This window comes from Streptomyces sp. NPDC096323, from assembly GCF_040302845.1.
Lineage (GTDB): Bacteria > Actinomycetota > Actinomycetes > Streptomycetales > Streptomycetaceae > Streptomyces.
On the sequence record NZ_JBEOSI010000009.1, the window covers coordinates 398560 to 423704 of the forward strand.

Below are 25145 nucleotides of genomic sequence, written 5' to 3' on the forward strand. Positions count from 1 at the left end.
ACCCGCCCCGGTCTCAGTAGCGGTACTGCTCGTTGTAGCCCGCGTCGTAGCCGTTCGGGTACGGCGCCGGCTGGGCGGGCTGCTCCGGAGGCACCGGCGGGTACTGCTCGCCCTCGCGCTGCTGCGGCACCCACACGCCGCCCGGCGGAGTCTCGGAGGAGTACGCCTGGGGCTGGGCGTACGGGTCGGCGAACTGCCGGCCGCCGCCATAGCTGTCGTAACTGTCGCCGGTTCCGTCATTTCCGTACGTGCTGTACTGCGGGGTGCTCGACGTGGTGCCGATGTACGGGTCGGAGTACGCGGCGTACTGCTGCTGGCCCGTGCCGTAGTCGTACTGACCGGCGCCCGCGTAGGTGTCCTGACCGCTGTACGTGTCCTGACCGCCGTAGCTGTCCTGACCGCCGTACGCGTCCTGGCCCTGCGCCGGGTACGCGGAGTAGTCGGTGTACGGGTCGTAGGCGGCGTACTGCGGCTCCTGGGGCTGCTCCTGCCGGCCGGGTTCCGTGTAGACGCCGTACTGCCCGGTGTCGTCCGGCAGCGGTTCGGGGGCGTAGACAGCGGTCGGCTCGGCGTGCGGTGCGGCCTCCGGCTGTGCCGGTGCCTGGGCGTCGTACTCCATCTCCAGGTCCGAGACCTGCAGCGTGGGCTCCCGGTCGGCTCCGCCACGGCGGCGCCTGCTCGCTCCGGGACTGCCCCCTATGGCCCAGCCCGTCGAGAAGCCGCGGCGGAAGGAGAGTGTGACGTACGTCTGGCCGGTGGCGAAGGCGATTGCGCCGACGGCGATGACGAACACGGACGGCATCAGGACACCGATGACGACACCGACGAAGCCGGTGAAGGCGAGCAGGCGCCAGCGCAGGCGTGCCTTGTACTGCAGCAGCACCTCACCGAGCAGCCACAGCGCAACGATGCCGAACGCGATGTAGAGCACCGTCCAGCCCATGCCCGCCCCCTTCTACGGCCACCGCCCGGGGTAGCGGCGGGTACGGCCGGTCACGACTGCTCGTGCAGTCCGAGATTCTCGTAGATCTCGAGCGTCGCCGTCGAGTTGTTCAGCGTGATGAAGTGCAGCCCGGGGACACCCTCGGAAAGCAGCTTCGCGCAGAACCGCGTGGCGAAGTCGATGCCAATGGAGCGTACAGCGGCGGCATCGTCCTTGGCGGCGAGGATGCGTTCTTTCAGGTCCTCGGGCAGGGTCGCGTTGCTGAGCTGCGCGAATCGCTCCAGTTGCCGGACGCTCGTCAGGGGCATCACTTCGGGGATGATGGGGGTTTCGCAACCGGCAGCGACCACCCGGTCACGCATCCGCAGATAACTCTCCGGATCGAAGAACATCTGCGTGATCGCGTAGTCCGCACCGGCACGGCACTTGTCCACGAAATGCCGGATGTCGGCGTCCCAGTCGGCCGAGCGCGGATGCCGTTCGGGGAATGCCGCGACGCCGACACAGAAATCGCCGGATTCCTTGATCAGCCGGACCAGATCCGCCGCGTACCGCACACCCTGCGGGTGCTCGACCCACTCACCCATGGGGTCGCCCGGCGGGTCGCCGCGCACGGCAAGGATGTTCCGGATGCCGGCGTCCGCGTACTGGCCCACCATGTTGCGCAGTTCGGCGATGGAGTGGTTGACCGCCGTGAGGTGCGCGACCGGGGTGAGCGTGGACTCGGCGGCGATGTCCTGGGTGGCCTTCACCGTCCCGGCTCGGGTGGATCCGCCGGCTCCGTATGTCACCGAGACGAAGCTGGGGCCCACCGCCTCGACGCGGCGCAGCGCGTTCCAGAGGTTGCGCTCGCCCTTCTCGGTCTTGGGCGCCCAGAACTCGAAGGAGTACGAGGTCTTGCCGGTGGCGAGCATCTCACGCACGGTGCGCGCGTGATCTGTCCGGGTGGAGGGTGTACCGAGAGCCATACCCGCAGGTTAACCAGGGCGGGGCGGGCTCTCCCACCGAAGGGGGCAGATTTGTCTCAATTGCTCGATTCTTTGTCCACGCCTCGGACACTTCCGTCCCGAACCCGGCCCGGTCGCGGCTCGGTCGCGGCCCGGACCCGCCTGTGGCCAAGCCGTCTCCAGGTCACGCCTCGGCGCGGTCCCGGATCCTTCCCGCGAGCGCTGCGGCAGCGGCGCCCGGGTCGGAGGCCTCGGTGACGGCCCGCACGACGACGATCCGGCGGGCCCCCGCGTCCAGCACCTCGTCGAGGTTGCCGGCGTCGATCCCGCCGATGGCGAACCAGGGGCGGGCGGGGGCGAGCGAGGCGGTGTAGCGGACGAGGTCGAGGCCGGGGGCGTGACGGCCGGGCTTCGTCGGGGTGGGCCAGCAGGGCCCGGTGCAGAAGTAGTCGACGCCGGGCTCGACGACGGCCGCGTCGACCTCGGACTCGGCGTGCGTGGAGCGGCCGATGACCACGTCCGGGCCGATGATCGCGCGGGCGGCCGGGACGGGCAGGTCGCCCTGGCCCAGATGCAGCACGTCGGAGCCGATGGCGTGGGCTACGTCGGCCCGGTCGTTGACCGCGAGGAGCTTGCCGTGGCGCTTGCAGGCGTCGGCGAAGAGCGCGAGGTGTTCGAGTTCCTCGGCCGCCTCCATGCCCTTGTCGCGCAGCTGGATGATGTCCACGCCGCTGGAGAGAACCGCGTCGAGGAACGCGGGGAGGTCGCCCTGGCGCCGGCGGGCGTCCGTGCACAGGTAGAGCCGGGCATCGGACAGCAGCGCGTGAGGCGTGGACATGGTGCGGTTCCCCCCGGGGAAGACGGTGACGGTGGTGCGGCGGTGCCGCACGGGACGCGGGCCGCGGCGTGCGGCTCCGGATCCCGTGCGGCGTCGGTCGGAGGCCCGCGGGCAGCCACTCGGGCGAGTACCGTCGGGCGGCCTCTCAGCGGCGAGAGCCGGCGGGCGGCCTCTCAGACGGCGAGCGCCTGGGCACGGCGCTTCACCTCCGTGCCGCGATTCTCACTCAGCGCCTGCGCGGGCGTGCCCGGCAGACTCGGGTCGGGCGTGAAGAGCCATTCCAGCATCTCCGCGTCGGAGTAGCCGTCGTCCCTCAGGAGCGTCAGGGTCCCCGAGAGGCCCTTGACCACCTTGTCGCCGTCGATGAAGGCGGCAGGCACCTGGAGCGCCCGGTTCTCACCACGTCGTACGGCGATGAGCTGGCCCTCCTTGACCAGCTGGCGCACACGCGTCACCTCGACATCGAACATTTCGGCGATGTCGGGCAGGTGGAGCCAGGCGGGGACGAGAGCATCGATCTTTGCGTCAATCTCGGTCACAGGGACAAGCCTGCCATCCCGGACCGACAGTCGGTACCCGGGCCCGGCCGTACGGGAGCCGGACAGGCGGTCAGGGGGTGGCCGATTTCAGGGGCACGGAAGGGTCGGCGACCCGCTCGGGGGCGAGTTCCACCCCTGATTCGATGAGCTTGCGCCCCTGCGCGAGATCGCGCGGACGGCCGACCGCCAGTACGGCGACGAGCGCCCCGGCGCGCAGCCAGCACACCGTCCACGACGGCTCGGCCGGATCGCCGCGCCACACCAGGGTGTCGGCTGCCGCGTGGTGGCCCGCGTACTGGACGAAGCGGCCGAACTGCTCGGACCAGAAGTAGGGCACGGGGTCGTAGACCGTCAGCCCGGCGCCCTCCCGGGCGGTGACGGCGGCGGCGACGGTCCGGGGCCCCTGGAGCGCGTTGTCCCAGTGGTGGACGAGCAGCCGTTCGCCGTACCGGGCCGAGGGGAAGGAGGCGCAGTCCCCGACCGCGTACACATCGGGGAGCGAGGACCGCAGCGACGCGTCGGCGGTGACCGACCCGTCCGGGCCGAGGTCGATTCCCGATCCGGCGAGCCAGCGGGTCGCTGGCCGGGCGCCGATGCCGACGACGACCGCGTCCGCCGGGAGCGCGCGGCCGTCGGCCAGGGCCACACGGCCGGGTTCGACGCCGGCGACCCGTGCGCCGGTGAGGAGTGCGGCGCCGCTCTCGGCGTACCAGCCGGCCATGGGGGCGGCGACCTCGGCGGGCAGGGCGCCGGCGAGCGGACGGTCCGCGGCCTCGACGACCGTGACCGCGCAGCCGGCGGCCCGGGCGGCGGTGGCGAACTCCGCGCCGATCCAGCCCGCGCCGACGACCACGACGTCGTGGCGCTGTTCGAGGACCGGGCGCAGCCGGGCGGCGTCGTCCAGCGTCCGCAGGAGATGGACTCCCGGGACGCCCTCGGAGCCGGGCAGCACCAGCGGCTCGGCACCGGTGGCGATGACCAGGACGTCGTAGGGGACGGGCCCGTCCGGGGTGTCCAGTTCGTGGTCGGCGGCGCGCAGCCCGGTCACGTCGAGGCCTAGCCGCAGGGTGAGGTCAAGCGCCTCGAAGTCGATGTCGAAGGCCGAGTGCTCGGCGTTCCCGAGGAGGACCGCCTTCGACAGCGGCGGCCGGTCGTACGGCTGGTGGGGCTCGGCGCCGATCAGCGTGACGGGGCCGGTGAAGCCCTGTTCGCGCAGGGCCACGGCGGTCTGCACGCCCGCCATGCCCGCTCCGGCGATCACGACGCGGCGGCTGTGCCGACGCTCTGTCTGCTGCTGTCCGGTCTGCTCGTCCACTCATCCACCTTAAGCACCTGACGATGCGTCAGGAAATGGGTGCCCGCAACCCCGCCACCGGATCGCCACGCCCGCGCCCGCGTCCACCGCACCGAAGGCTCCCTTGCCCGGGGCTCGGGGCAACGGTCTAGGGTGGCCGTGCACATCACTCGCGGGAGCCCGGACGCACCGGGCTGAGAGGGAGGCTGGACGGCCTCCGACCGTACGAACCTGATCCGGGTCATGCCGGCGAAGGGAGGGGCTGGACGCCCATGCGCACGCACCGTACGAACGGGTCCGACGTCCTCGTCATCGGGGGCGGCATCATCGGCCTGGTCACCGCCTGGCGGGCCGCTCAGCGCGGTCTGGCCACCGCGGTCGCCGATCCCGGGCCGGGCGGCGGCGCGGCACAGGTCGCGGCCGGGATGCTGGCCGCCGTCACCGAACTCCACTACGGCGAGGAGACGCTGCTCGGCCTCAATGTCGCCTCCGCCGCGCGCTATCCGGCGTTCGCGGCCGAACTGGAGGCGGCGAGCGGGCAGGACATCGGCTTCCGCGCCTGCGGCACCCTGGCCGTCGCGCTCGACGCCGACGACCGCGCCCATCTGCGCGAACTCCATGCCCTGCACCGCCGCTCCGGTCTGGAGTCGGAGTGGCTCACGGGCCGGGAGTGCCGCCGGCTGGAGCCGATGCTCGCACCGGGCGTCCGGGGCGGACTGCGGGTGGACGGCGACCACCAGGTCGATCCGCGACGGCTGGCCGCCGCACTGCTGACGGCGTGCGAACGGGCCGGGGTCGTCTTCCACCGCCAACAGGCCGAGCGGCTCTCGGTCACGGGCGGGCGCGCCACCGGAGCCGTACTGGCCGACGGTACGCAGCCGGCCGCCGATCAGGTCGTGCTCGCCGCCGGCAGCCTCAGCGGCCGGCTCGCCGGGGTGCCCGAGCATGTGCTGCCCCCGGTCCGCCCGGTGAAGGGCCAGGTGCTGCGGCTGACCGTGCCCGCCGCGTACGCCCCGTTCCTCTCCCGCACCGTGCGGGCCGTGGTCCGGGGCAGCCACGTCTATCTCGTACCGCGCGAGAACGGCGAACTGGTCGTCGGCGCCACCAGCGAGGAGATGGGCTGGGACACCACCGTCACGGCGGGCGGTGTGTACGAGCTGCTGCGCGACGCCCACGAGCTGGTGCCGGGCATCACCGAGCTGCCGCTCACCGAGACCCTCGCCGGCCTGCGCCCCGCCTCCCCCGACAACGCCCCCCTGCTCGGCCGCACCGCGCTGCCCGGCCTCCACCTCGCCACCGGCCATCACCGCAACGGGGTGCTGCTCACCCCTGTAACCGGGGACGCCATGGGGCAGCTGCTGGCCGGCGGCGAGCTGCCCGAGGTGGCCCGCCCCTTCTCCCCCGGCCGTTTCGCCCCCGCCGCCGCCCCCGTACGTCAGGAGCAGCCCGCATGACCGAGCCCGCGCCCCTCCCCGGCTCCGTGACCGTCTCCGTGAACGGCGATCCTGTCGCCGTGGCCGACGGCACCACCCTCGACGCCCTCGTCGCCTCGCTGACCGGTGCGCCCTCGGGCGTCGCGGCCGCCCTGAACGAGACCGTCGTCCCGCGCGGCCAGTGGCCTGCGGCCACGCTGACCGACGGGGACCGGGTCGAGGTCCTCACCGCGGTCCAGGGAGGCTGACCATGTCCGACGACCTCTTCACCCTCGGGGACACCGTCTTCGGCTCCCGGCTGATCATGGGAACCGGCGGGGCCCCCAGCCTGGACCTGCTGGAGCGGTCCCTGACCGCCTCCGGCACCGAGCTGACCACCGTGGCGATGCGCCGCCTGGACCCGACCGTGCAGGGCTCCGTGCTCTCCGTGCTGGAGCGGCTCTCCATCCGGGTGCTGCCGAACACCGCGGGCTGCTTCACGGCGGGCGAGGCCGTGCTCACCGCCCGGCTCGCCCGCGAGGCGCTCGGCACCGACTGGGTCAAGCTGGAGGTGGTGGCGGACGAGCGCACCCTGCTGCCCGACCCCATCGAGCTCCTGGACGCGGCGGAGACGCTGGTGGACGACGGTTTCACCGTCCTGCCCTACACGAACGACGATCCGGTCCTCGCCCACAAGCTCCAGGACGTCGGGTGTGCGGCGATCATGCCGCTCGGCTCCCCCATCGGCTCCGGCCTGGGCATCCGCAACCCGCACAACTTCCAGCTGATCGTCGAGCAGGCGCGGGTCCCCGTGATCCTGGACGCCGGCGCCGGCACCGCGTCGGACGCGGCGCTCGCCATGGAGCTGGGATGTGCGGCCGTGATGCTGGCGTCGGCGGTGACCCGGGCCCAGGAACCCGAGCTGATGGCGGCCGCGATGCGCCACGCGGTGGAGGGCGGGCGGCTCGCGTACCGCGCGGGGCGGATCCCCCGCCGCCACTTCGCCGAGGCCTCCTCGCCGCTGGCGGGGCGGGCGGTGCTGGATCCGGAGCGGCCCGCGTTCTGAGCCCGGGGCCGGGCGTACGTGAGGCGGATCTCATGTCCTCGCGCCCTTGCGTCCCGGCCCCCGGGGTGCGGCCCTTCCGGGGCCGTGGATCGCATGTCCCTGTCACGGCTCGGCTGCAGTACGGTCCCGGCCAGTCGGCCGTGTCCGCGGTGGCTCGTAGACTCGGCTGCGTGGATACGACCCTCCAGGACCCTCTCGTCGGGCAGCTGCTCGACGGCCGCTACCGCGTCGATGCCCGCATCGCCGTGGGCGGCATGGCCACGGTCTACCGGGCCATGGACACCCGGCTCGACCGGGTGCTCGCCCTCAAGGTGATGCACCCGGCGCTCGCGGCCGACGCCTCGTTCGTCGAGCGCTTCATCCGCGAGGCCAAGTCGGTGGCCCGGCTCGCGCACCCCAACGTGGTCGCGGTCTTCGACCAGGGCGCCCAGGGTCAGTACGTGTACCTCGCGATGGAGTACGTGGCGGGGTGCACGCTGCGCGATGTCCTGCGCGAGCGGGGCGCTCTGCAGCCGAGGGCCGCCCTGGACATCCTGGAGCCGGTGCTCGCCGCCCTGGGCGCCGCGCACCGGGCGGGCTTCGTCCACCGGGACATGAAGCCGGAGAACGTGCTGATAGGCGACGACGGCCGGGTCAAGGTCGCCGACTTCGGCCTGGTCCGCGCCGTCGGCTCGGTCACGAACACCACGGGGACCATCCTGGGGACGGTCTCGTATCTCGCCCCCGAACAGATCGAGCACGGCACCGCCGACACCCGCGCCGATGTGTACGCGTGCGGTGTCGTGCTGTACGAGATGCTGACGGGCGGCAAGCCCCACGCCGGGGACACCCCCGCCCAGGTCATCTACCAGCACCTGAACGAGGCCGTGCCCGCCCCTTCGGCCGCGGTCCCGGGCCTCGCGGCCGTGCTCGACGAGCTGGTGGCGAGCGCCACCGCCCGTGACCCCGAGGCCCGCCCGTTCGACGCGGTGGCGCTGCTCGCGGAGTCCCGCGTGGCCCGGTCCCGCCTCGGCGAGGCGCAGCTGGACGCCGTGCCGCCGCAGGCCCTGGCCGAGGTGCGCGACGGCGCCGACGACCGCACGAGCGTGATCCCGCGGGTGCTCCCGGCGGACCAGGGCACCGCCCACCACACGAGCCGGCTGGAGATGCCCCCGCAGCCGCCGCCCGCCCGCCGCACGGCATCGCGCCGCGGGAAGCCGCGCGGTCTCGTCGCGGTCGTGGTCGCCGTGCTGCTGGTCCTGGGGGTCGGCGGTGGTGTCTGGTACATCAACTCCGGGCAGTTCACCCGGGTCCCCGCGCTGCTGGGCCAGACCGAGAAGGCCGCCAAGCAGCGGCTCTCGGACGAGGGTCTGGAGCTGAAGGGCGTGCGGCGGGCCTACAGCGACACCGTCGGCCGCGGCAAGGTGATCAGCAGCGACCCGAAGCCGGGCGCCCGGATCCGGGGCAACGACTCGGTGTCGCTCGTCCTCTCGCGCGGCCCGGAGATCGTGACGGTTCCCGATGTCCACGGCGTCGCGCTCGCCGAGGCCGGACGCCTGCTGGAGAAGCGGGGCCTGGAGCCCGGCATGGTCACCAAGGAGTTCAGCGACGACGTGAGCGCCGGTGAGGTGGTGCGTACGGAACCCGAGGCGGGCGCCGAACGCCACGCGGACTCGGCGGTCGCGCTCGTGGTCTCCAAGGGCAGCCCGGTCGACGTCCCCGATGTCACCGGCCAATCGGTCGACGACGCCACGGCGGAGCTGGAGGACGCCGGTCTGAAGGTCGTCGTCGCACCCGGCCGGGTGAACGCGCCGGAGGACGAGGGCACCGTCGCCCGCCAGTCGCTCGAGGAGGGCGCCGAGGCGGCCGAGGGAGACACCATCACGCTGACGGTCTCCAAGGGCCCGCAGATGATCGACGTCCCGGACGTCACCGGCAAGGACGTCGACGACGCCCGCGGCGAGCTGGAGGACGCGGGCTTCGAGGTCAAGGTCGACCGCCCGTTCCTCTCCTTCAGCGACACCATCGAGAGCCAGTCCGTCGACGGCGGGGACCAGGCCCCCGAGGGCAGCACCATCACCATCAAGACCAAGGGACTGTAGATCCGTATGCGCAACCCCGTCGGCGGCCACATTCCGGTGGCCGGCGGCCTCTCCAAGACCGGCCTGACCTACGCGCGCGAGATGGGCGCTGAGGCCGTGCAGGTCTTCGTGGCCAATCCGCGCGGCTGGGCGACCCCGGCCGGCAATCCGGTGCAGGACGAGCTGTTCCGCACCGAGTGCGCCGCCGAGTCCATACGGGCGTACGTCCACGCCCCGTACCTGATCAACTTCGGCTCGCACACCCCGGCGACCGTGGAGCGGTCCGTGGACTCCCTGCGGCACTCGCTGCGCCGGGCGCGCGAGATCGGCGCCCTGGGCGTCGTGGTGCACACCGGCTCGGCGACCAACGGCCGGCCGCGGGAGGAGGCGCTGGCGCAGGTGCGCACCCACATGCTGCCGCTGCTGGACGAGCTGACGCACGACGACGACCCGTTCCTGCTGCTGGAGTCGACCGCGGGGCAGGGTTTCTCGCTCTGCTCGCGCACCTGGGACTTCGGCCCGTACTTCGACGCGCTCGACGCCCATCCCAAGCTGGGCGTCTGCCTCGACACCTGCCACATCTTCGCGGCGGGACACGACCTGGCGGGCCCGGCCGGCATGAAGGAGACCCTGGACCTGCTGGTGGAGACGGTCGGTGAGGGCCGACTGAAGCTGATCCACGCCAATGACTCCAAGGACGTGGCCGGGGCGCACAAGGACAGGCACGAGAACATCGGCTCCGGTCACATCGGCGAGGAGCCGTTCCGGGAGCTGTTCTCCCACCCGGCCACCGAGGGGGTTCCGCTGGTCATCGAGACACCGGGCGGCAAGGAGGGCCATGCGGCCGACGTGGCCCGGCTGAAGGAACTGCGCGGCGCGAGCTGAGCGCGTCCGGGCGCCGATGCCTCGGGCATCGTCAGAGCTCGGGGCCGTCCCCCGGCTCCTCCTGGTAGGAGTAGCGCTGTTCCTTCCACGGATCGCCGATGTTGTGGTAGCCGCGCTCCTCCCAGAAGCCGCGGCGGTCGGCGGTCATGTACTCGATGCCCCGGACCCATTTGGGGCCCTTCCAGGCGTACAGGTGCGGTACGACGAGCCGGAGCGGAAAGCCGTGTTCGGCGGTCAGCAGCTCGCCGCCCTTGTGGGTGGCGAACAGGGACCGGTCGGAGGCGAAGTCCTCGAGCCGGAGGTTCGAGCTGAAGCCGTACTCGGCCCAGACCATCACATGGGTGACCTGCGGCGCGGGGGGCGCGAGCGCCACGACGTCACGGGCGAGGACTCCGCCCCACTCGGCTCCGAGCATGCTGAACTTGGTCACGCAGTGCAGATCGGAGACGACCGAGGAGAACGGCAGCGCGGAGAAGTCCTGATGATTCCAGCAGTGCTTCTCACCGTCGACCGTGGCTCCGAAGACCCGGAATTCCCAGCGGTCGGGCTTGAACTTGGGCACCGGCCCGTAGTGGGTAACCGGCCAGCCACGCTGCAGTCGCTGTCCCGGCGGAAGCTCGGACTGCTCTGATGCGCGGTGTTCCCGGCTTTCCGGCTGACCCATGACTCCATGGTGACAGACAGGCAGGGGTGGTCATGACCAGGGCAGAGCCGATTCGGGCAACTCGTACTAAGCATGCACTTACTGGACGCTCACCGGGCGCGATGCAAGGATGCGGCCAACGTGCCCAGTTCACCGGTTGGAAGGAGCCTCTGCGATGCAGGGCGACCCCGAGGTCCTCGAGTTCCTGAACGAACAGCTGACCGCCGAATTGACTGCCATCAATCAGTACTTCCTGCATGCAAAGATGCAGGACAATTTCGGCTGGACGAAGCTGGCGAAGTACACGCGCTCCGAGTCCTTCGACGAGATGAAGCACGCCGAGATCCTGACCGATCGCATCCTTTTCCTGGATGGGCTGCCGAACTACCAGCGCCTTTTCCATGTACGGGTGGGCCAGACGGTCACCGAGATGTTCCAGGCGGACCGCCAGGTCGAGGTGGAGGCGATCGACCGCCTCAAGCGCGGCATCGAGCTGATGCGCAACAAGGGCGACATCACGTCCGCAAATATCTTTGAGTCGATCCTGGCGGACGAGGAGCACCACATCGACTATCTCGACACCCAGCTGGAGCTCGTCGAGAAGCTGGGCGAGCCGCTCTACATCGCGCAGCTGATCGAGCAGCCGGAGAGCTGACCCGTTCAGGCGGCTTCGGGGTACCCCAGGGCCCCGGGAGCGATGCCGGGGCCGGCGCCGGGGCCGATGCGCTGATCGGCATCGGGTGAGGCGCCGGCCGTGACACGGTCCGCGGCGTCCGGCGTCCGCTTCCGGTCGAGCAGCTCACCACGCGGGCAGGCCCCGCGGCCGAGCATCGCCTGGATGGTGCGGACGCAGCCGCCGCAGTCGGTCCCCGCCTTGCAGGCGGAGGCTATCTGGCGGGGCGTACAGGCGCCTTCTGCCGCATGCTTCTTGACCTGCTGCTCCGTAACGCCGAAGCACGAGCAGACGTACATGCGGTTCACCTCCCGGCGGGATGGATCGTGGGTGCCGCCCCAGTAATCGGTGAGGCTAACCTAACCTTACCCGCCGCTCGAGGCCGCCAAAAGCCCCGGAACGCCCTGTGGGGCACGGATCACATGGATCCGTGCCCCACAGTCGCAAACGCGCTTCGTTGGGTGACGCCTACTGGTCCCGGTACATCTCGGCGACCAGGAACGCGAGGTCGAGCGACTGGCTGCGGTTGAGCCGCGGGTCGCAGGCCGTCTCGTAACGCTGGTGGAGGTCGTCCACGAAGATCTCGTGGCCGCCGCCGACGCACTCGGTGACATCGTCACCGGTGAGCTCGACGTGGATGCCGCCCGGGTGCGTACCGAGGCCCTTGTGGACCTCGAAGAAGCCCTTGACCTCGTCCAGGACGTCGTCGAAGCGGCGGGTCTTGTGGCCGGACGCGGCCTCGAAGGTGTTGCCGTGCATCGGGTCGGTCACCCAGGCCACGGTCGCGCCGGAGGCGGTGACCTTCTCGACCAGCTCGGGGAGCTTGTCGCGGACCTTGTCGGCGCCCATCCGGACCACGAAGGTCAGCCGGCCGGGCTCGCGCTCGGGGTCGAGGCGCTCGATGTAGCCGAGGGCCTCGTCGACGGTGGACGTCGGGCCGAGCTTGATGCCGATGGGGTTGCGGATCTTCGAGGCGAACTCGATGTGCGCACCGTCCATCTGGCGGGTGCGCTCACCGATCCACACCATGTGGGCCGAGGTGTCGTACAGCTGCCCCGTGCGCGAGTCCACGCGGGTCAGCGACGACTCGTAGTCCAGCAGCAGGGCCTCGTGCGAGGCGTAGAACTCGACGGCCTTGAACTCCGCCGGGTCCGTGCCGCACGCCTTCATGAAGTTCAGCGCGTTGTCGATCTCGCGGGCCAGAGCCTCGTAGCGCTGGCCGGACGGGGACGACTTCACGAAGTCCTGGTTCCAGGCGTGCACCTGGCGCAGGTCGGCGTAACCGCCGGTGGTGAAGGCGCGGACGAGGTTCAGCGTGGAGGCGGACGCGTGGTACATCCGCTTCAGCCGGTCCGGGTCCGGGATGCGTTCGGCCTCGGTGAAGGCGAAGCCGTTGACGGAGTCGCCGCGGTAGGTCGGCAGCGTCACGCCGTCGCGGGTCTCGGTCGGCTTGGAACGCGGCTTGGAGTACTGACCGGCGATCCGGCCCACCTTGACGACGGGCACGGAGGCCGCGTAGGTGAGGACGGCGCTCATCTGGAGCAGCGTCTTCAGCTTGGCGCGGATGTGCTCGGCCGACACGGCGTCGAAGGCCTCGGCGCAGTCACCGCCCTGCAGCAGGAACGCCTCGCCCTTGGCGACGGCTCCCATGCGGGCGCGCAGCTGGTCGCACTCGCCGGCGAAGACGAGCGGCGGATACGACGCGAGGTCCGCGAGTACATCGCGCAGGGCCTCGGAGTCGGGGTACTCGGGCTGCTGCGCCGCGGGAAGGTCTCGCCAGGTGTTGCCACCGGCGACGGAGGTATTGGCGTTCACGGTCACGGCTCCACATTACGGGGTCGCGTCCACCTGTTTTCCGGGTGCTCAACGGATGAGACGGACATGCGGCACGGGCAGTGACGGGGAGCACAGGGAGGGCTGCTAGCCTCACGCCTTTCTGAACTGAACATGTAGACCACACAGGGGTGGGGCTTTGAAGCGGAATCACCGCAGGGACCTCAAGAAGCGACGTCTGCTGTACGGGGTCGGCGCCGCGGTCGTCGCGACGGCGACCATCGGTACGCTCGCGATGGCCTCGCAGGACACCGCGACAACCGACGCGAAGCCGGTGCCGGCCTCCGCCGAGCTGCAGAAGCAGTTCGCCGACGCGGCGTCCGAGTTCGACGTACCGCAGAGCGTTCTGATGGCGGTCTCCTACCGCCAGACACGCTGGGAGAGCCACGACGGCGAGCCGAGCACCAGCGGCGCGTACAACGTGATGGGACTGACCCGGGTCACCGAGGACGACATCGAGCAGCCGACGGACGCCGAGCGGCTCGCGCACCTCAATATGAGCGGCGACCCGGCCGTGATGAAGCACTTCGACGCCAAGCGCGCGCTGCGCAGCCTGCCGAAGCCGGTCGACACCGACGCCGCCGAGATGCACACGCTCGACGAGGCCGCGAAGCTGATCGACGAGCCGGCCTCCGCCGTGCAGGACGACACGGCGCAGAGCATCCGCGCCGGCGCCGCGCTGCTCGCGAAGTACCAGCGCGAGGCCACCGACTCGCTCCCCGACGAGGCCGGCAAGTGGTACCCCGCCGTCGCTCGCTACAGCCAGGCATCGGATACCAAGGGCGCCACGCTCTTCGCCAACCGTGTCTTCGAGTCGGTGAAGAACGGCGAGAGCGGGCTCACCGCGGACGGCCAGCAGCTGTCGCTGCCCGCCGACCCGTCGGTGGTCCCGGTCAAACCCGCCAAGATGCCGCTGGCGGCGACGAACGCGAGCACCACCGCGGTTCCCGCACCGGAGTGCCCGTCCGGACTGAACTGCGACTTCAAGCCCGCCGGGTACAAGCAGAACAGCAGCACCCCGGACGACTTCGGCAACTACAACGTCGCCAACCGTCCGGCCAGTGGCGAGGACATCCGCTACATCGTCATCCACGACACCGAGTCCGGCTACACCAGTGCGCTGGGGACGTTCCAGAACCCGGAGTCCTACGCCAGTGCGCACTATCTGATCCGGGCCAACGACGGTCTGGTCACCCAGATGGTCGAGACCAAGAACGAGGCATGGCACGCGGCCAACAAGACCGCGAACATGCACTCGATCGGGATCGAGCACGAGGGCTTCGCGATCAAGACGGGCAGCTGGTACACCGAGCCCCAGTACGAGTCGTCCGCGACCCTCGTGAAGTTCCTCACCACGAAGTTCGGCATCCCGCTCGACCGTGAGCACGTCATCGGCCACGACGAGGTACCGGGCGTTCTGGACGCCAACGTCGCGGGCCAGCACTGGGACCCGGGCCCCTTCTGGGACTGGAACCACTACATGTCCCTGCTCGGCGCCCCGACCGGTGCCAGTGGCGCGGGCGGTCCGATCAAGGCCGGCCAGGTCGTGAAGGTGGTGCCCCCGTTCACCACGGCGAACCAGCCGACGCTGACGTACGGCGGCAGCACGGTCGCCACCCAGCCGACGAACTTCGGCTACCTCTACACCTCCCCCTCCACGACGGCTTCGAAGATCGTCGACCCGTACATCCCCAACGTGAAGTCCACGGACGGCCCCAACTGGGGCAACAAGGTTGTCGCGGGCGGCAAGTACGTCGTCGCCGAGGCCCGGACCAACTGGACCGCCATCTGGTACGGCGGCCAGAAGGCCTGGTTCTACAACCCGAGCGGACAGTTCACCCACCCGGTCGCCAAGACCGCCCAGCCGGTGCTGAAGCCCAAGGCGGGCGTGACGTCCATCAAGGTCTACGGGCGCGCATACCCGGAGGACGCGGCGTACACGGGCACCGGTGTGCCGGTGCAGACGAAGAACAACGACTCGCTGACCAAGTACAGCATTCCCGCAGGTCAGACCTATCCTCAGGTCGGGCCGGCGCAGGCGGGCGACTACTGGTTCGCGGGTACGTTCGCGGGTACGGCGGCCAACGACCGCACGCTGGTGAAGGGGAGCACGAACCTCTTCTACCCGATCCGCTACAACCACCGCCTGGCGTGGGTGAAGGCCAGCGACGTCCAGACCAGCACGAGCGTCGCGCCGGACGCCGGCACGAGCCGCTACAACATCCTCGGCCGTGACTCCGCCGGTGTGCTCTGGCAGTACCAGGGCACCGGCAGCCCCACGACGCCGTTCTACGCGCGCTACCGCGTGGGTCCCGGCTGGCAGGGTTACAACACGATCACCGCGATGACGGCCCTGCGGGCCGACGGCACGGGCGACATGGTGGCCCGCGACACGAGCGGCTACCTCTGGTACTACCAGGGCAGCAGCAACCCGGACCAGCCGTTCAAGGCCCGCCTCAAGGTCGGCGGCGGCTGGGGTGTCTACAACGGCATGTGGGGCGCCCGCGACCTGAACGGTGACGGCAAGGGCGATCTGATCGCCCGCGACGCCTCCAACGTCCTCTGGTTCTACCAGGGCACCGGAACGCCCGCGAAGCCCTTCCTCGCGAAGGCGCGGATCGGCGCCGGCTGGGGTGTCTACAACACGCTGGTCTCCACCGGCGACCTGACCGCCGACGGCAAGGCGGACCTGGTCGCCCGGGACAAGTCCGGTGTGCTGTGGCTCTACAAGGGCACCGGCAGCGCGACCGCGCCGTACGCCGCGCGCACCCAGGTCGGCAAGGGCTGGGGCGTCTTCAAGGACCTCCTCGGCCCGAGCGACCTGAACCGTGACGGGATCCCGGACCTCATCGCCCGGGACACCTCGGGCGTGCTCTGGTACTACCGGTCCACGGGTGACATGGCGAAGCCGTTCGCCCCGATGGCGAAGGTCGGCGGCGGCTGGAGCATCTACAACCTGCTGGTCTGACGCGTCGGACCATCCCGGTGAAGGGGCCCATTCCGCCCATTGGGCGGAACGGGCCCCTTCGCGCCCGGTTCATGGGTTAGGGTTCGGGCATGTTCGCGCACTCGACCCGTAACTGGTGGTGGACCGCTCATCCGGCGGCCCACTGATTGCGCGTACACACCGACGCAGAGGCCGCCCGAGGGGCGGCCTTTCCCATGTCCGGGGCCGTTCCTCCCAGCTGATCCCAGTGGAAGGAACAACCCCAGATGGCACCGCACACCGCAGCGCACACGCTCGTCCAGAGACTCCTCGGCGACCACTGTCCGCCCTTCGCCCTGCTGCGCAGGCGCACCCCCGGCCACGACCACGACACCGTCGAGGTGCTGATCGGCCAGGTCGGCGAGGCCGCGAAGCTCGCCGACATCCCCGTGGGTGAGCGGCCCGCTCTCGCCCTGGTGCCGTTCCGGCAGATCGCCGAGCGCGGCTTCGAGGTCCGCGACGACGGCACCCCGCTGTCCGTGCTGGTCGCGGACGAGACCCACGAACTGCCACTCGGCGAAACGCTGGACGCGCTGCCCGCACACGCGGTAAAGGTCGAGGGCGGTGCGTTCGACGTGTCCGACGAGGAGTACGCGGGTACGGTGCGGCGGGTCATCGAGGACGAGATCGGCCGGGGCGAGGGCGCGAACTTCGTCATCCGGCGGACGTTCCGGGGCGAGATTCCAGGGTTCGGCCGGGCGGACGCGCTCGCGCTGTTCCGCCGGCTGCTGGCCGGTGAGCGCGGGGCCTACTGGACGTTCGTGGTCCATACCGCGGACCGGACGCTCGTCGGAGCGAGCCCCGAGGTGCATGTGCGGATGTCGGGCGGGACGGTCGTGATGAATCCGATCAGCGGCACCTACCGCTACCCCGCCGAGGGGCCGACCGCCGAGAACCTGCTGGCCTTCCTCGGCGACCGCAAGGAGACCGAGGAGCTCTCCATGGTGGTCGACGAGGAGCTCAAGATGATGTGCACCGTCGGCGACATGGGCGGGGTCGTGATCGGGCCGAGGCTCAAGGAGATGGCCCATCTCGCGCATACGGAGTACGAGTTGCGCGGCCGCTCCTCGCTGGATGTGCGGGAGGTGCTGAGGGAGACGATGTTCGCGGCGACGGTCACCGGCTCCCCCGTACAGAACGCCTGCCGGGTCATCGAGCGGTACGAGTCCGGCGGGCGCGGCTACTACGCGGGCGCGCTGGCCCTGCTGCGGCAGGCGCCCGACGGCACGCAGACGCTGGACTCGCCGATCCTGATCCGGACCGCCGACATCTCGCCCCGGGGAGAGCTGCGGGTGCCGGTCGGGGCGACTCTGGTGCGCCACTCCGACGCGGAGAGCGAGGTCGCCGAGACCCATGCCAAGGCGGCCGGTGTGCTGACCGCGCTCGGGGTGCGGCCGGGACGGCCGCAGGCCGAGAGCGCGCGGCCGCGCCTGGCCGACGACCCCCGGGTGCGGGCGGCGCTGGACGCCCGGCGGGAGGGGCTCGCGCCGTTCTGGCTGCGGATGCAGGAGCGCACCGAGGCGCTGTCCGGTCATGCGCTGGTGGTCGACGGCGAGGACACGTTCACCTCGATGCTGGGGCATGTGCTGCGCGCCTCGGGTCTGGAGGTGTCGGTGCGCCGCTACGACGAGCCGGGGCTCCGCGAGGCCGTGCGGGCGCACGAGGGCCCCGTCGTGCTCGGCCCCGGCCCCGGGGACCCGGGGGACGAGGCCGACCCGAAGATGCGGCTGCTGCGCGCGCTGACGGCGGAGCTCGTACGGGACCACCGGCACGGGCTGCTCGGGGTGTGCCTGGGCCACGAGCTGATCGCGGCGGAGCTGGGACTCGGCATCGTCCGCAAGGCCGTTCCGTACCAGGGCGCGCAGACCCGGATCGATCTGTTCGGCCGCCCGGAGACGGTCGGCTTCTACAACAGTTTCACCGCGCGCTGCGACGAGGCGGAGGCCGCCGGTCTGGTGGCGCGCGGCATCGAGGCGAGCCTGGACCCGGCGACCGGGGAGCTCCACGCGCTGCGCGGGGACGGCTTCGCCTCGGTGCAGTTCCATCCGGAGTCGGTGCTGACGCTGCGCGGCTCGGCGATCGTGGGCGAGCTGCTGGCGGGGCTGCCGGTACGGGGCTGACGCTTCCGCCGCCCGGCCCCGGAGAGGTTCTCAGGGTCCGGGCGGCGCCGGGACCAGGACGTTCTCGCTGCGGCGGCCGGCCAGGTAGTCGTCGACGTTCTGGACGGTGGCCGCGATGATCTGGCCCAGCGCGTCCTCGGTGTAGTACGCCTGGTGCGAGGTCACGAGGACGTTCGGGAAGGTGACGAGCCGGGCCAGGGTGTCGTCGTCGACGCCCTCCAGGGACTTGTCGAGGAAGAAGAGCCCGGCCTCCGCCTCGTACACGTCTAGTCCGACCCCCAGGAAGCGGCCCGCCCGCAACTCCTCGACCAGGGCCCGGGTGTCGACGAGTCCGCCGCGGCTGGAGTTGACCAGGATCGCGTCGTCCTTCATCAGGGCCAGCGCGTCCTTGCCGATGATGTGGTGGGTCGAGGGCATGAGCGGGACGTGCAGGCTGATCAGGTCGGACTCGGCGAGGAGCTGCTCCTTGCCGACGTACCGCATGCCGAGTTCGGCGCAGGCCGGGTTCTCGGCGATGTCCCAGCCGAGCAGGTTCATGCCGAAGCCATGGGCGATACGGGTGAAGGCCTCGCCGATCTTGCCGGTGCCGATGACGCCGGCCGTGCGGCCGTGCATGTCCCGGCCGAGGAGGCCGTCGAGGCGGAAGTCGAAGTCCCTGGTACGGATCGTGGCACGGACGACGCGGCGGTTGACGGCCATGGCGAGCGTCCAGGCGAATTCGGCGACCGAGTGGGGCGAGTACCAGGAGACCCGGGAGACCCGCAGCGCGAGGCGCTCGGCGACGTCCAGATCGATGTTGTTGAAGCCGGTCGAGCGCTGGGCGATCATCTGCGTCCCGCCCGCCGCGAGGGTCTGCAGGACCTGGCCGCCCAGGTCGGCGTTGACGCTGGTGGAGATGATCTCGTGGCCCGCCGCGATGGGGGCGGTGTCCCGGTTCAGGAAGACGTCCAGGCAGCGCACCTCGTGCTTCCCGGCGAAGGCCTTCTCGATCAGCGGCTTCTCGTCGGACTGCACACCGAAGGCCAGGATTTCCACGACGTCTCCCGTGACGGATGCGGGCGCCTGCGGGACCCGCTCCGGGGAGCGGGCCCCGCGGGGCCGGTCATCGCGAATATACGGCGGCCCGGCCGGGGATGCCGCTCAGCCGAAGAAGACCCCCACTTCCGCGTAGAGCGCCGGGTCGACCGTCTTGAGCCGGGCGGTGGCCTCCGCGATCGGTACCCGGACGATGTCCGTGCCCCGCAGAGCGACCATCTTCCCGAAGTCGCCGTCCCGCACGGCCTCGATGGCGTGCAGCCCGAAGCGGGTGGCCAGCCAGCGGTCGAAGGCGCTCGGGGTGCCGCCGCGCTGGACATGGCCGAGCACGGTGGTCCTGGCCTCCTTGCCGGTGCGGTTCTCGATCTCCTTGGCCAGCCACTCACCGACGCCGGAGAGGCGGACGTGGCCGAAGGAGTCGTGCGAGCCGTCCTTGAGGACCATGTCCCCCTGCGCGGGCGCGGCGCCTTCGGCGACCACCACGATGGGTGCGTAGCTCGCCCGGAACCGGGAGGTCACCCAGGCGCAGACCTGGTCGATGTCGAAGCGCTGTTCGGGGATGAGGATGACGTTGGCACCGCCGGCCAGCCCCGAGTGGAGCGCTATCCAGCCGGCGTGGCGGCCCATCACCTCGACGACGAGGACCCGCATATGGGATTCGGCCGTGGTGTGCAGCCGGTCGATGGCCTCGGTCGCGATCCCGACGGCGGTGTCGAAGCCGAAGGTGTAGTCGGTGGCGGACAGGTCGTTGTCGATGGTCTTGGGTACGCCGACACAGGGGATGTCGTACGTGTCGGACAGGGTGGCCGCCACGCCGAGGGTGTCCTCGCCGCCGATGGTGACGAGTGCGTCGACCTCGTACGCGGCGAGGTTCTCCCGGATCCGGCGGACCCCGTGATCGGCCTTGAGCGGATTGGTGCGCGAGGACCCGAGGATGGTGCCGCCGCGCGGCAGGATGCCGCGCACCGCCGGGATGGAGAGCGGGACCGTCTCGCCGTCCAGCGCTCCGCGCCAGCCGTCCCGGAATCCGATGAAGTCGTAGCCGTACTCCTGCACGCCCTTGCGGACGATGGCGCGGATGACCGCGTTGAGCCCGGGGCAGTCGCCGCCCCCGGTCAGTACTCCGACCCGCATGAAGCATCCCTTCGCCGAAGTGAGCTCACTCGTCACCACGCTAAGGGTGATTCACGTCACTCCGGGATGGGCTGGACGGTCAATTCCCTGGCAATGCAGGGGAATTGCTCTCAGACGTCGTCGAGGCCGCGCTCGATGGCGTACCGCACGAGCTCCACCCTGTTGTGCAACTGGAGCTTGCCCAGAGTGTTCTGGACGTGGTTCTGGACGGTGCGGTGCGAGATGACCAGCCGCTCGGCGATCTGCTTGTACGAGAGTCCCTTGGCCACCAGCCGCAGCACCTCGGTCTCCCGGTCGGTGAGCTGCGGGGCCTTCGGTTCGTCGGAGGCGACGGGTGCGGGTTCGGAGGCGAGCCTGCGGTATTCGCCCAGCACCAGTCCGGCGAGGCCGGGGGTGAAGACCGGGTCGCCGACGGCGGTGGAGCGGACCGCGTCGGTCAGCTCCTGGGTGCTCGCCGACTTCAGCAGATAACCGGTGGCGCCGGACTTGACCGCCTCCAGGACGTCGGCGTGCTCGCCGCTCGCGGAAAGCACCAGGACCCGCAGCCCGGGCTGGGAGCCGACGAGTTCCTTGCAGACCTGGACGCCCGGCATCCCGGGCAGGTTGAGGTCGAGGACGAGGACGTCGGGGGTGACGGCCCCGGCCCGGCGGACGGCCTGCGGGCCGTCACCCGCGGTCGCCACCACGTCGAAGCCGTTCTCGGCGAGGTCGCGGGCGACGGCGTCGCGCCACATCGGGTGGTCGTCGACCACCATGACCCTGATGGGCCGCTGCTGCCCTGCGCCCTCTTCGGTTGCTGCGCTCATCGGACTGAACCCGCCTTCCCCCGTGAAACCTTCGGTACCTTCAATTCGACCTCGGTGCCCTGGCCGGGCACCGAGATCAGTTCCGCCGTGCCGCCCAGGTCACGCAGCCGGCCGCGGATCGAAAGGGCGACGCCTAGGCGTCCCTCGCCCTCGGCCTGGGCGAGCCGGCCCTCCGGGATGCCGGGTCCGTCGTCCCGGACCGTGACGATCACCTCGTCCGGCCAGTCCTCGACCAGGATCCACGCCTGGGCGTCCTCCCCCGCGTGCACCCGGACATTGTCCAGGGCCGCGCCGACGGCCGCCGCCAGCTCCCCGGCCGCCGCGGGGCTGAGCAGCACCGGCGCCCCGGGCTCCGCGAACGTGACCCGGGATCCGGCGTGCGGGGCGAGCAGGGCGCGCAGGTCGGTGGCGGCCGGTACGTCGGTGTCCTCGTCGTCCGTCTCGACGGCCCGCACGACGGCGCCCTCGGCCGCGTCCTCGGAGACGCGGGTGGGGGGCACCAGGCCGCTGGAGACCAGGGTGCGCAGGGCGACCTCCTGCTCCCCGGCCATCCGGCCGAGTTCCGCGGCCTCGCCGCCGAGGGCCGTGCCCCGGCGCTGCACCATGGCGAGGACCTGGAGCACGCTGTCGTGGATGTCCCGGGCCAGACGCTCCCGCTCCCGGGTGGCGGCCTCGATCTCCAGGGCGCGGGCGAGGGTGCGCTCACTGGCGCGGGCGACCTCGACGACGTAACCGATGGCGATGGAGGCGACCCAGACCAGCAGGACGTTGTGCAGGGTGTCGCGGCTGGGTGCGCCGCGTTCGATCAGGTTGGCGACGGCGACGAAGGTGGAGGCGAACGCCGCCCACCGCCAGCCGCCCTTGATCGCGAACGCCAGCACGGAACCGGCGGTCCAGATGGACGGCAGCGTCGGGCCGTCGACGTGCTGGGCCTGGAAGTCGGCGAGCGGGGTGACGAGGATGCCGATGAGCGCGAGCGTGAGGTCCGCGCCCAGGAAGCGCTTGGTGCAGGCCGCCGCGCCCGCGACCTTCGGCAGTGTGGCGAGCGTCCAGACGGCCATGGCCGCGAGGAAGACGACGGCCACCCACGGCCGCTCGTACTTCTCGCCCCCGAAGGCGGCGAGAAGGATCGCGTAGAGCATCGTCAGGACGCGGTACGCGGTCAGGGCCCGCCACAGCGGCTGCTCGACCGACATCCTCACCACGCGCACACCTTTGGCCATGCTGTCCTCCCCCACCCCCGGTGAACCCCCGCGCCCTCAGGCGTCGTGGCGGTCCGCTTCCGTCCCTGACGGCGTCTTCTTCGCAGCCTCGGCCCGTCGCTTCGCCTCGTCGGCCAGCTGCCGCTTCGCGGCGGTCGCGTAGATGTCGACGTACTCCTGGCCGGAGAGCTTCATGATCTCGTACATCACCTCGTCGGTGACCGAGCGCAGGATGAAGCGGTCGCCCTCCATGCCGTGGTAGCGGCTGAAGTCGAGCGGCCTGCCGATCCTGATCCCCGGGCGCATCAGCTTCGGCATCACCTGGCCGGGCGGCTGGATCTTCTCCGTGTCGATCATCGCGACGGGAATGACCGGCGCGCCGGTGGCGAGCGCCACCCGGGCGAGGCCGCCGGGCTTGCCGCGGTAGAGCCGGCCGTCGGGCGAGCGGGTGCCCTCCGGGTAGATGCCGAACAGGCCGCCGCTCTCGATGACCTCGATGCCGGCCTTGATCGCCGCCTCGCCGGCCCCGCGGGCGCCCGAGCGGTCCACCGGCAGCTGTCCGACGCCCTTGAAGAAGGCGGCGGTGAGCTTGCCCTTGACCCCGGGCGCGGTGAAGTACTCGGACTTGGCGATGAAGGTGACCTTGCGGTCCAGGACGGCGGGCAGGAAGAAGGAGTCGGAGAACGACAGATGGTTGCTGGCGAGGATCGCGGGTCCCTGCGCGGGGATGTTCTCCAGGCCCTCCACCCACGGCCTGAAGGCGAGCTTCAGAGACCCGCCGATCGAGAACTTCATTGCGCCGTAGATCAACTCGGGTGCCTCCTGTGTGCTGTCCGACAGACCTTAACCCGTGCGGCCGCCCGCGTTCCCGCCCGGCACGGGCGGGGCGCCCGAGGCCCCGGCCGGTGACGGCCCTGGTCGGTGTCGGCCCGGTCGCGTACGGTGAAGTAATCCTTCCGCACTCCCCCTTTCGCTCCCCTTTCGAGCCTCACGAACAGGAGACCCCGGTGCCGGTCCTTCCTGGAGCCGAGCCGTTCCGCCACGAGGGCGGAGAGGTCGGCGTCCTCCTCTGTCACGGATTCACCGGTTCCCCGCAGTCGCTGCGCCCTTGGGCCGGCTATCTGGCGGAGCGCGGGCTCACGGTCTCGCTGCCGCTGCTGCCCGGGCACGGCACGCGCTGGCAGGACATGCAGCTGACCGGCTGGCAGGACTGGTACGCGGAGGTGGACCGGGAGCTGCGGGCGCTGCTGGAGCGGTGCGAGCAGGTCTTCGTGTTCGGGCTCTCCATGGGCGGCGCGCTGTCCCTGCGGCTCGCCGCCAAGCACGGCGACGCGGTACGGGGCCTGGTGCTGGTCAACCCGGCCAACAAGGTGCACGGTCTCGCGGCCCACGCGCTGCCGGTCGTCCGCCATCTGGTGCCGAGCACGAAGGGACTGGCGGACGACATCGCGCTGGAGGGGTCCCACGAGCTGGGCTACGACCGGGTGCCGCTGCACGCGGCGTACTCGCTGCGGAAGTTCTTCCGGCTGGTCGACGCCGATCTGCCCCAGGTGACCCAGCCGATCCTGGTGCTGCACAGCCCACAGGACCATGTCGTGCCGCCAGCCGACACCGCCCGGATCCTGAGCCGGGTGTCCTCGACCGATGTCGAGGAGGTCCTGTTGGAACAGAGCTACCACGTCGCGACGTTGGACCACGATGCGGAGCGGATCTTCGACGAGAGCTACTCGTTCATCGGCCGCCTCGCCCCGAGCGTCGGAACGAAGGGGAGCACGTCCGGTGGCTGAGCACGATGCGGAGCGCACAGGCAGCGAGGAGGAGCGCGAGCCGCTCCCCGCCGGGGGAACGGCCGTCCCCGACGACGGCGGTGGGCCGGCGCCTTCGCCCGCCGGGGCGGAGGGCGAACGCCCGGTCGACGAGGACGCCGTCTGGCAGGCGATCGTCGCGGGATACGGACAGGAGCCGCCGGACCCGCCGGGCGCCAGGCCCTTCCGCTCCATCGAGGACCTCGCCCTCCCCGAAGAGGACTCCGTCGATCCCGACCCGGACAAGGGCCTCGGCAAGAGCCGGCCCAAGCCGCCGGAGAAGCCGCTCGGCAGCTCGGTGGTCTTCGCTCCGGGCGTCGGCGGCCCGCGCGACTACGAGCCGGTCGCGGGCGACGCCGCGGACGACACCGGCGAGGGGCACTTCGTGCCGCCCGAGCCGCCGCCCCTGCCGGAGGCCGACGTCACGTCGAAGTTCGCCTGGCTCGCGGTGATCGGCGGCCCCGTCCTGCTGCTCCTCGCGGTGCTGCTCCAGTGGGAGATGACGTGGTGGCTGACCACGGTCGGCGTCGGCGGCTTCCTGGGCGGTTTCGCGACGCTGGTGGCGCGGATGGACCACGACGACGAGGACGGCGACGACCCGGGCCGCGGCGCGGTGGTCTGACCGTCTTGCGGGTCCCCGCGGGGTGCGGCTCCCTCTTGGTGCGGGGTTCCGTCCTCAATCGCCGGACGGGCTGTTGTGCGGGTCCCCCGCGGGGCGGCGCGCTACCCCGTGAGTGGGGGTCCGGGGTCCCTCCGGGGCGTCTCCTCAAACGACGAACGTTCCGCCGGTACGCGATGAACCCGGGTCGATGTTCGTCGTCCTGCGGGGACTCCCCTGCACGCCCCCGGACCCGGCCGCCGTGCGTCTGCGACAGTCGCAGGGCTGATCTGCAGACGCAGGACGGCCGGGTGGGGGCGTGCAGG

24 protein-coding genes and 1 riboswitch are annotated in these 25145 nt (G+C 71.2%); of the genes, 11 read left to right on the forward strand and 13 right to left on the reverse strand.

Annotated elements, in window-relative coordinates:
- Positions 1–13 precede the first annotated feature (13 nt).
- From ABTX18_RS26130 to ABTX18_RS26150, 5 genes are all read right to left on the reverse strand, one after another.
- Positions 14–943, reverse strand: a complete 930-nt coding sequence (locus ABTX18_RS26130; protein ID WP_352125170.1) for a hypothetical protein — start codon at positions 941–943, stop codon at positions 14–16.
- A 50-nt stretch (positions 944–993) separates the two neighbouring features.
- Positions 994–1911, reverse strand: coding sequence for a methylenetetrahydrofolate reductase [NAD(P)H] (gene metF, locus ABTX18_RS26135; RefSeq protein ID WP_352125171.1), 918 nt, complete (start codon positions 1909–1911; stop codon positions 994–996).
- 163 nt (positions 1912–2074) lie between these two features.
- Positions 2075–2728 (reverse strand): thiamine phosphate synthase, encoded by a 654-nt coding sequence (gene thiE, locus ABTX18_RS26140; protein WP_352125172.1) that lies wholly within the window; start codon positions 2726–2728, stop codon positions 2075–2077.
- A 173-nt stretch (positions 2729–2901) separates the two neighbouring features.
- Positions 2902–3267: an Rv2175c family DNA-binding protein gene (locus ABTX18_RS26145; protein WP_266777768.1), complete on the reverse strand. Its 366-nt coding sequence runs from the start codon at positions 3265–3267 to the stop codon at positions 2902–2904.
- Positions 3268–3337: 70 nt separating this feature from the next.
- Complete coding sequence (locus ABTX18_RS26150) at positions 3338–4510, reverse strand: NAD(P)/FAD-dependent oxidoreductase (protein ID WP_352125214.1); 1173 nt, start codon at positions 4508–4510, stop codon at positions 3338–3340.
- 213 nt (positions 4511–4723) lie between these two features.
- Positions 4724–4836, forward strand: a riboswitch (TPP riboswitch).
- Between ABTX18_RS26150 and thiO the strand changes: the two genes are divergently transcribed.
- The 5 genes from thiO to ABTX18_RS26175 all read left to right on the forward strand — a co-directional run bounded on the left by thiO (position 4834) and on the right by ABTX18_RS26175 (position 9984).
- Positions 4834–6015, forward strand: coding sequence for a glycine oxidase ThiO (gene thiO / locus ABTX18_RS26155; protein WP_352125173.1), 1182 nt, complete (start codon positions 4834–4836; stop codon positions 6013–6015). Its footprint overlaps the riboswitch before it by 3 nt.
- Entirely contained in the window at positions 6012–6242 is a 231-nt protein-coding gene (gene thiS, locus ABTX18_RS26160; protein ID WP_352125174.1) for a sulfur carrier protein ThiS, read from the forward strand. The genes thiO and thiS overlap by 4 nt, the downstream gene beginning before the upstream one ends.
- 2 nt (positions 6243–6244) lie before the next feature.
- Positions 6245–7039, forward strand: a complete 795-nt coding sequence (locus ABTX18_RS26165; RefSeq protein WP_352125175.1) for a thiazole synthase — start codon at positions 6245–6247, stop codon at positions 7037–7039.
- Positions 7040–7209: 170 nt separating this feature from the next.
- A complete protein-coding gene (pknB, locus tag ABTX18_RS26170) occupies positions 7210–9120 on the forward strand; it encodes a Stk1 family PASTA domain-containing Ser/Thr kinase (protein WP_352125176.1) in 1911 nt (636 codons plus the stop codon).
- 6 nt (positions 9121–9126) lie between these two features.
- Entirely contained in the window at positions 9127–9984 is an 858-nt protein-coding gene (locus tag ABTX18_RS26175; RefSeq protein WP_352125177.1) for a deoxyribonuclease IV, read from the forward strand.
- A 31-nt stretch (positions 9985–10015) separates the two neighbouring features.
- On the opposite strand, the gene ABTX18_RS26180 is transcribed toward ABTX18_RS26175, so the two are convergent.
- A complete protein-coding gene (locus ABTX18_RS26180) occupies positions 10016–10648 on the reverse strand; it encodes a sulfite oxidase-like oxidoreductase (RefSeq protein ID WP_352125178.1) in 633 nt (210 codons plus the stop codon).
- Between the two features lie 154 nt (positions 10649–10802).
- Between ABTX18_RS26180 and bfr the strand changes: the two genes are divergently transcribed.
- Positions 10803–11282, forward strand: coding sequence for a bacterioferritin (bfr, locus tag ABTX18_RS26185; protein ID WP_136328351.1), 480 nt, complete (start codon positions 10803–10805; stop codon positions 11280–11282).
- Between the two features lie 5 nt (positions 11283–11287).
- On the opposite strand, the gene ABTX18_RS26190 is transcribed toward bfr, so the two are convergent.
- Positions 11288–11599: a (2Fe-2S)-binding protein gene (locus ABTX18_RS26190; protein ID WP_352125179.1), complete on the reverse strand. Its 312-nt coding sequence runs from the start codon at positions 11597–11599 to the stop codon at positions 11288–11290.
- Positions 11600–11768: 169 nt separating this feature from the next.
- On the reverse strand, positions 11769–13115 hold the full coding sequence (locus tag ABTX18_RS26195) for a class II 3-deoxy-7-phosphoheptulonate synthase (RefSeq protein ID WP_352125180.1): 1347 nt from the start codon (positions 13113–13115) through the stop codon (positions 11769–11771).
- Positions 13116–13272: 157 nt separating this feature from the next.
- Between ABTX18_RS26195 and ABTX18_RS26200 the strand changes: the two genes are divergently transcribed.
- The 3 genes from ABTX18_RS26200 (at position 13273) to ABTX18_RS26210 (ending at position 18239) form a co-directional block, all read left to right on the forward strand.
- Positions 13273–16101, forward strand: a complete 2829-nt coding sequence (locus ABTX18_RS26200; RefSeq protein WP_352125181.1) for an N-acetylmuramoyl-L-alanine amidase — start codon at positions 13273–13275, stop codon at positions 16099–16101.
- Positions 16102–16190: 89 nt separating this feature from the next.
- Positions 16191–16247 carry a trp operon leader peptide gene (locus tag ABTX18_RS26205; protein ID WP_073735655.1) on the forward strand — a complete coding sequence of 19 codons (57 nt, stop codon included), beginning with the start codon at positions 16191–16193 and terminating at the stop codon, positions 16245–16247.
- A gap of 99 nt (positions 16248–16346) precedes the next feature.
- Complete coding sequence (locus tag ABTX18_RS26210) at positions 16347–18239, forward strand: anthranilate synthase family protein (RefSeq protein WP_352125182.1); 1893 nt, start codon at positions 16347–16349, stop codon at positions 18237–18239.
- A 30-nt stretch (positions 18240–18269) separates the two neighbouring features.
- Here ABTX18_RS26210 and ABTX18_RS26215 read toward each other — a convergent pair whose 3' ends face one another.
- The 5 genes from ABTX18_RS26215 to ABTX18_RS26235 form a co-directional block, all read right to left on the reverse strand.
- Positions 18270–19274, reverse strand: coding sequence for a 2-hydroxyacid dehydrogenase (locus ABTX18_RS26215; RefSeq protein ID WP_352125183.1), 1005 nt, complete (start codon positions 19272–19274; stop codon positions 18270–18272).
- Between the two features lie 105 nt (positions 19275–19379).
- On the reverse strand, positions 19380–20408 hold the full coding sequence (locus ABTX18_RS26220) for a 6-phosphofructokinase (RefSeq protein WP_352125184.1): 1029 nt from the start codon (positions 20406–20408) through the stop codon (positions 19380–19382).
- A 110-nt stretch (positions 20409–20518) separates the two neighbouring features.
- A complete protein-coding gene (locus ABTX18_RS26225; protein WP_352125185.1) occupies positions 20519–21214 on the reverse strand; it encodes a response regulator in 696 nt (231 codons plus the stop codon).
- On the reverse strand, positions 21211–22437 hold the full coding sequence (gene macS, locus ABTX18_RS26230; RefSeq protein WP_352125186.1) for a MacS family sensor histidine kinase: 1227 nt from the start codon (positions 22435–22437) through the stop codon (positions 21211–21213). Before macS ends, ABTX18_RS26225 begins: the two co-directional genes overlap by 4 nt.
- Positions 22438–22473: 36 nt before the next feature.
- Entirely contained in the window at positions 22474–23226 is a 753-nt protein-coding gene (locus ABTX18_RS26235; RefSeq protein ID WP_352125187.1) for a lysophospholipid acyltransferase family protein, read from the reverse strand.
- A gap of 197 nt (positions 23227–23423) precedes the next feature.
- On the opposite strand from ABTX18_RS26235, the gene ABTX18_RS26240 reads away from it, so the two are divergent.
- Positions 23424–24203 (forward strand): alpha/beta hydrolase, encoded by a 780-nt coding sequence (locus ABTX18_RS26240; RefSeq protein WP_352125188.1) that lies wholly within the window; start codon positions 23424–23426, stop codon positions 24201–24203.
- Positions 24196–24843, forward strand: coding sequence for a hypothetical protein (locus tag ABTX18_RS26245; RefSeq protein WP_352125189.1), 648 nt, complete (start codon positions 24196–24198; stop codon positions 24841–24843). The genes ABTX18_RS26240 and ABTX18_RS26245 overlap by 8 nt, the downstream gene beginning before the upstream one ends.
- Positions 24844–25145: the final 302 nt, after the last annotated feature.

Coding starts and splice junctions, on each gene's coding strand:
- ABTX18_RS26130 (WP_352125170.1), bottom strand. CDS start 943: ATGGGCTGGACGGTGCTCTACATCGCGTTCGGCATCGTTGCGCTGTGG.
- thiE (WP_352125172.1), bottom strand. CDS start 2,728: ATGTCCACGCCTCACGCGCTGCTGTCCGATGCCCGGCTCTACCTGTGC.
- thiO (WP_352125173.1), top strand. CDS start 4,834: ATGCGCACGCACCGTACGAACGGGTCCGACGTCCTCGTCATCGGGGGC.
- macS (WP_352125186.1), bottom strand. CDS start 22,437: ATGGCCAAAGGTGTGCGCGTGGTGAGGATGTCGGTCGAGCAGCCGCTG.
- ABTX18_RS26150 (WP_352125214.1), bottom strand. CDS start 4,510: ATGGCGGGCGTGCAGACCGCCGTGGCCCTGCGCGAACAGGGCTTCACC.
- ABTX18_RS26190 (WP_352125179.1), bottom strand. CDS start 11,599: ATGTACGTCTGCTCGTGCTTCGGCGTTACGGAGCAGCAGGTCAAGAAG.
- ABTX18_RS26165 (WP_352125175.1), top strand. CDS start 6,245: ATGTCCGACGACCTCTTCACCCTCGGGGACACCGTCTTCGGCTCCCGG.
- ABTX18_RS26180 (WP_352125178.1), bottom strand. CDS start 10,648: ATGGGTCAGCCGGAAAGCCGGGAACACCGCGCATCAGAGCAGTCCGAG.
- ABTX18_RS26210 (WP_352125182.1), top strand. CDS start 16,347: ATGGCACCGCACACCGCAGCGCACACGCTCGTCCAGAGACTCCTCGGC.
- ABTX18_RS26220 (WP_352125184.1), bottom strand. CDS start 20,408: ATGCGGGTCGGAGTACTGACCGGGGGCGGCGACTGCCCCGGGCTCAAC.
- thiS (WP_352125174.1), top strand. CDS start 6,012: ATGACCGAGCCCGCGCCCCTCCCCGGCTCCGTGACCGTCTCCGTGAAC.
- ABTX18_RS26225 (WP_352125185.1), bottom strand. CDS start 21,214: ATGAGCGCAGCAACCGAAGAGGGCGCAGGGCAGCAGCGGCCCATCAGG.
- ABTX18_RS26175 (WP_352125177.1), top strand. CDS start 9,127: ATGCGCAACCCCGTCGGCGGCCACATTCCGGTGGCCGGCGGCCTCTCC.
- bfr (WP_136328351.1), top strand. CDS start 10,803: ATGCAGGGCGACCCCGAGGTCCTCGAGTTCCTGAACGAACAGCTGACC.
- metF (WP_352125171.1), bottom strand. CDS start 1,911: ATGGCTCTCGGTACACCCTCCACCCGGACAGATCACGCGCGCACCGTG.